Source organism: Pseudomonas sp. P7548, assembly GCF_013386585.1.
GTDB lineage: Bacteria > Pseudomonadota > Gammaproteobacteria > Pseudomonadales > Pseudomonadaceae > Aquipseudomonas.
In genome coordinates this window covers 1-5,514 of record NZ_JACARO010000104.1, presented here as the reverse complement: position 1 = coordinate 5,514, position 5,514 = coordinate 1, and the positions used below count along the sequence as shown (strand labels likewise).

Below are 5,514 nucleotides of genomic sequence, written 5' to 3'. Positions count from 1 at the left end.
ATATCTACGGCGAGCTGATGGACGCGGTTTACCTGGTCAACAAGTACGGCGAAGCCATCTCTCACCAAGGCTGGAAACACACGGTGGAAGTCGCCGACCAGGTCTGCGAAATCTGGAACACACAGGACGTGGGCATCTGGGAAATGCGCGGCGAGCAGCATCACTTCCTGCACTCGCGTCTGATGTGCTGGGTGGCGCTGGACCGCGCGATCCGCCTGGCGTCCAAACGCTCGCTGCCCGCTCCTTTCGCCCGCTGGGATGAAACACGCCAAGCCATCTATGCCGACATCTGGAGCAATTTCTGGAATGAAGAGCGCGGCCACTTCGTGCAGCACATCGGCAGCACGGCACTCGACGGTTCGATGCTGCTGATGCCGCTGGTGCGCTTTGTCGCGGCCACCGACCCGCGTTGGTTGAGCACACTGGAAGCGATCCAGAAAAGCCTGGTGCGCGACGGCATGGTCTACCGCTACCGCAACGACGACAGCCAGATCGACGGCCTGCAAGGCACCGAAGGCGCATTCGCCGCCTGCTCGTTCTGGTACGTCGAATGCGTGGCCCGCGCCGGGCAAGTGGAAAAAGCTCACCTGGAGTTCGAGCAGTTGCTGCGCTACGCCAACCCCTTGGGTTTGTACGCCGAAGAGTTCGACAGCCAGGCCCGGCACCTGGGCAACACGCCCCAGGCCTTGAGCCATTTGGCATTGATCAGCGCGGCGACCTTCCTGGACCGCAAACTCAGCGGGGAGAAGACCACCTGGCAACCCTGAAGCGGCGTGTGCACAATGGGCAGCCCTCGGGCCGCCCTCAGGAGCTGCAATGCGCCAGGTACTGCTGATCATCGACGTGCAACCCTGCTTCAATCCGTCCGCATGGCTGGTCGACGGCATCAACGCCCTGCTCGGCCACTTGCCGTCGGTGGCCACCGTGGAACGCCACGACGAAAGCATCACCCCCTTCGCCCGCCAGCTAGGCTGGCAGCCTGCGCCGGATGACCACAGCCTGATTGCGGCGGATCGCATCTTTATCAAGCACGGTTATGCGCCGACGCCCGAGACGATCGCCTACCTCAAGGCGCTGGCGCCGGAACGGGTATTGGTGTGTGGCATCCAGACCGACACCTGCGTGCTGGCGGCGGGTTTTGCGTTGTTTGATGCCGGGTTGCAGCCGACGTTGATCAGTGATTTGACGGTGGGCTCGTCGCTGGATCGGTCGGGAAAATTGGGGGTGGATTTGTGGCGGCACCACTTCAAACACGTGTTGGAAAGTGCCGAGCTCGGCCTAGACAAGTAACCCCCCTGCCTTAAACCGCACCACGCGCCGTCATCGGTTTGGGCTAAAGTCTGTGCACCTTCGGCTACTGCGTTCGAGCCCACCATGAGTCCAACTGCTTCGCGGCTTTATGTCCGCACCCCGATGCTCAATGTGGCGTATGAGGCCTACGGGCCCGCCAGTGGCGAGCCGGTGATCCTGTTGCATGGCTTCCCCTATGACCCGCGTGGCTATGACGAGATTGCACCGGTGCTGGCCGAACGCGGCTACCGCGTGTTGGTGCCGTACTTGCGCGGGTATGGCCCGACGCGGTTTGTCAGTGAGCAGGTGATGCGCTCCGGACAACAGGCGGCGCTGGGCACCGACCTGCTGGATTTCATGGATGCGCTGTCGATCCCCCAGGCCACCCTTGTCGGCTTTGACTGGGGTGGGCGTGCGGCGTGCATCGTCGCGGCGCTGTGGCCGCAGCGGGTGCGCGCGCTGGTGACCGGGGATGGCTACAACATCCAGGACATCGCCAAATCACTCAAGCCCAGGGCGCCGGAGACGGAGCATCGGCTGTGGTACCAGTTCTACTTTCATACCCAGCGTGGCGTGGACGGCTTGACCGCCAACCGCCGCGAGTTATGCGAGCTGTTGTGGCGCCTGTGGTCGCCAACCTGGGCCGAGGGGCCGGGGCTGTATGCCAAGACGGCGCCGTCGTTCGATAACCCGGATTTTGTCGAGGTGGTGATTCATTCGTACCGCCATCGCTTCATGTACGCCCCGGGTGACCCGGCGTTGGAGCCCATCGAACAGGCCCTGGCGCTGAAACCGCCGATCTCGGTGCCGAGCATTTCCTTGTGCGGCGCCGACGATGGCGTGGGCCCGGCGCCGGAGGAAGATGACGACGTGGACCACTTCACCGGTTTTTACCGCCGCCAGGTACTGCCCGGCGTTGGCCACAATGTGTTCCAGGAAGCGCCGCAGATCACCCTTGAAGCGCTACAGGCATTACGTGCCTACGACACCGGCGAAAAACGTTCGCGGTAAGCCTGGGGCGTCACCGACAGGGCCCGCAGAAAGCTGCGGCGCAAGGTCTCTTCACAGCCGAAACCGCATTGCACGGCAATGCGTTTGATCGAGGCGCTGCTGTCCGCCAATTGCCGGCGCGCAGTTTCCACGCGGATCAGCTCGACGGCCCGTGCCGGGGTCTGGCCGGTCTCGGCGCGGTAGTGGCGCACAAAGCTGCGTTCACTCATGCCTGCCTGGGCGGCCAGGGTGGCGATGTTGAGGTCGAGGGTGAGGTTTTCCGCCATCCAGGCATGGAGCTGGGCAAAACGGCTGTCGCCCTTTTGCAGGGACAGCGCCACGCTGAATTGCGATTGGCCCCCCGGGCGCTTGAGAAACACCACCAGGTGCCGCGCCACTTCCAGGGCGATGGCGCGTCCCATGTCTTCTTCTACCAGCGCCAGGCACAGGTCGATGCCGGCGGTGACACCGGCTGACGTCCAGATGGCGCCTTGCCGGATGAAGATTGGATTGGACTCCACCGTCAGCAGCGGAAACTTGCGCGCCAGTTCTTCGCAGCGCGTCCAGTGGGTGGCCACGCGGCAACCGTCGAGCAAACCACTGGCCGCCAGCAGGAACGCACCGGTGCACACCGACGCCATGCGCCGGGTATGCCGGGCCTTTTCGCGTACCCAGTCGACCAGGGCCGGGTCTTCGGCGGCACCGTACACGCCCCAGCCACCGGCGATCACCAGGGTGTCACAGGGCTGGTCGACGGCGGGCAGCGGCTCGGCCACCAGGGCCAGCCCGGCCGAGGTTTTCACCGGTTCCGACTGAGCGGCGATCACCGACACCACGTAGGGCAGCGGCAAACCGCGCTGGCGCGCCAGGTCATTGGTGGAGGCAAACACTTGCAGGGGCCCGGTTACGTCGAGCACTTGGGCATTGTCGAAAGCGAGCACGTGGATGAGTCGCGGCATGATTGGCGTGATTTGTGGGCTCAATGGCGTATTCGCCAAAGCCTAGGCCTCTACAGTGAAGCCGTCCACCCCTTTATCGGAGCTTCATTCATGACCTTGCAGATCGGCTTTCTGTTGTTTCCCGGTATCCAGCAACTCGACCTCACCGGCCCGTATGACGTACTCGGCTCGTTGCCCGACGTGAAGCTGCACGTGGTGTGGAAGGACTTGGCGCCGGTCACGTCCAGCACCGGGTTGGTGTTCGCGCCGACGATGACCTATGCCGAGTGCCCGAACCTGGATGTGATCTGCGTACCGGGGGGGTCCGGCGTGGGTGCGCTGATGGAGGACCCGCAGACCCTGGACTTCCTCAAGGCCCAGGCACAGACCGCGCGCTACGTGACCTCGGTGTGCACCGGCTCGCTGGTGCTGGGCGCAGCGGGCTTGCTGCGCGGTCGCAAAGCCACCACCCATTGGGCTTACCACGACCTGCTCGCCCCGCTCGGCGCGACCCCGGTGCAAGCGCGTGTGGTGCGTGACGGCAACCTGTTGACCGGAGGCGGCATCACGGCCGGGATCGATTTTGCCCTGACCCTGGCGGCCGAGCTCTACAGCGAAGCAGCCGCACAACTGGTGCAATTGCAGATTGAATACGCACCGGCGCCACCGTTCGATTCGGGCAGCCCGGAGACCGCGCCCAAGCATGTGCTGGAAGAAGCACGCAAACGCACCGCCGAATCGCGCAAGACCCGTGGTGAAATCGTCGCACGGGCCGCGGCACGCCTGGGCTGACAACACCTGTAGGAGCTCAAAACCCTGTAGGAGCCGGCTTGCCGGCTCCTACAGGGATGTCGCATCGTTCGGGATTCGTGGTGTCAGGTCGGGCGGGACATCACGGCCAATCGCGCCGCGAGCACCATCAGCACGGTCGCCAGCCCCCATTTCTGCAGCCAGGCGCTTTGGGATCGGCTGGAAAAGAACCGGCTCAACGCGCCACCGAACACGCCCAACAGGCCATGAAACACCGTAGCAATCAACGTCAACACCCCGCCGAGCAGCATCAACTGCAGGGCAATGGGCCCCGCCTGCGGTTGCACGAATTGCGGCAGGAACACCACGAAAAACAACAGCGCCTTCGGGTTGAGCAAGCTGTTGAGCGTGGCGTGCATAAACACCCGCCCAAGTGGCACACGGTTGACCGCGTCAGTGTCCAGCCCAGAGCTTTTCTGCAAGGTCTTGAACACCAGCCACAGCAAGTAGACCACCCCCGCGTACCGGATCAGATCAAAGGACGGCGGCCAACTGGCCACCAGCGCCGTCACGCCCGTGGCGGTCAACGCCGTCAGCAGCAGGTCGGCCACGCTGATGCCCAGGGTCGCGGCCATGCCACCGCGCCAGCCGTGGGAAACACCGTGACTGATCACAAAAGCCATGTTCGGCCCCGGCGATAACAGCAGCAACAAGACTGCACCGGAAAACACCGCCAGGGTCGCCAGGTCGATCATGCTCACACCCTACATTGGGAAAACCCGCAGATTAATCCGCACGCTCGGGGGCGAACAAAAAATTGTGCTGGATACATTGCCCGGCGTCACTGATCACACGCCCCCGCTGTCGTCGAACCGGTTTGAACACCGCCTCTGGAAGCAACTAACAGGGAGAACCGCGCCATTTCACCGTGAGTTTGAAAGACAACTTCCGATCCCGCGAACGCCCCGGTGACCGGGCACTTAGTGCACCCTGTCACCCCTTCTTTGTCCCCGTTTCCTACGCCTCTTCAAAAAAGGTTTTCCGGTTAAACAGGAAAATTCTCACATTTGTTCCTACACTCAAAATCACACCCAATCGCCGAGTGTCCGGACAAGGAAAGTCAATAAAATGCCGCAAAAAAGATTAATTAACGTGTCTAGCACACCACCTCCGCACCATCGTCAATTCGTTGACTAAGCAATACACAGGGAACACTCCTTAAGTCACTACCCCGCAGGTTTCCTCCGTCCAGGATGGAGTAGTTGCGTTTTACCCAGAGTAGCCGTAGTTCGACTCGCGCTCTAAAGCAGTTCGCTGCCTTATTGATCAAACAGCCGAGCAGAGAGCCTGGAGTGCAATGAGGGATGTTTTATGCGAGAGAAGTCGTCAGTCGATAGCCTGTTTTTGACGCGCGCCGGTTTTGTTGAGTTCTTTGTTGTTTTCGTCAAGTTGATCCATGGCCTGACGGCCATCTTGCCACCGCTGGTCCTGGTGTATTTCCTCGACCCGATGGACCCCGAAATGCGCCCTCATTTCCTCGGCCTGC

6 protein-coding genes and 1 pseudogene are annotated in these 5,514 nt (G+C 62.2%); 5 read left to right on the top strand and 2 right to left on the bottom strand.

Going from position 1 to position 5,514, the window contains the following annotated elements; genetic code table 11:
* The 3 genes from HX803_RS30055 to HX803_RS30045 form a co-directional block, all read left to right on the top strand.
* Positions 1-767, top strand: a 767-nt coding sequence (locus HX803_RS30055; protein WP_178925739.1) for a glycoside hydrolase family 15 protein, incomplete at its 5' end; no start/stop codon positions are given.
* Between the two features lie 49 nt (positions 768-816).
* Positions 817-1,290, top strand: a complete 474-nt coding sequence (locus HX803_RS30050) for an isochorismatase family protein (RefSeq protein ID WP_178925738.1) — start codon at positions 817-819, stop codon at positions 1,288-1,290.
* Positions 1,291-1,374: 84 nt separating this feature from the next.
* The gene (locus HX803_RS30045) at positions 1,375-2,301 is read left to right on the top strand and encodes an alpha/beta fold hydrolase (RefSeq protein WP_178925737.1); all 927 of its coding nucleotides are present in this window, start codon (positions 1,375-1,377) and stop codon (positions 2,299-2,301) included.
* Here HX803_RS30045 and HX803_RS30040 read toward each other — a convergent pair.
* Positions 2,271-3,239, bottom strand: a complete 969-nt coding sequence (locus tag HX803_RS30040) for a GlxA family transcriptional regulator (RefSeq protein WP_178925736.1) — start codon at positions 3,237-3,239, stop codon at positions 2,271-2,273. The genes HX803_RS30045 and HX803_RS30040 overlap by 31 nt on opposite strands.
* A 90-nt stretch (positions 3,240-3,329) precedes the next feature.
* On the opposite strand from HX803_RS30040, the gene inhA reads away from it, so the two are divergent.
* Positions 3,330-4,010, top strand: coding sequence for an isonitrile hydratase (gene inhA, locus HX803_RS30035; protein WP_178925735.1), 681 nt, complete (start codon positions 3,330-3,332; stop codon positions 4,008-4,010).
* 83 nt (positions 4,011-4,093) lie between these two features.
* Here the strand turns inward: inhA and HX803_RS30030 are convergent, their stop codons facing one another.
* A complete protein-coding gene (locus HX803_RS30030; RefSeq protein ID WP_178925734.1) occupies positions 4,094-4,723 on the bottom strand; it encodes a LysE family translocator in 630 nt (209 codons plus the stop codon).
* A gap of 616 nt (positions 4,724-5,339) precedes the next feature.
* On the opposite strand from HX803_RS30030, the pseudogene HX803_RS33005 reads away from it, so the two are divergent.
* Positions 5,340-5,514 (top strand): annotated as a pseudogene (locus tag HX803_RS33005) (undecaprenyl-phosphate glucose phosphotransferase); the annotation flags it as partial.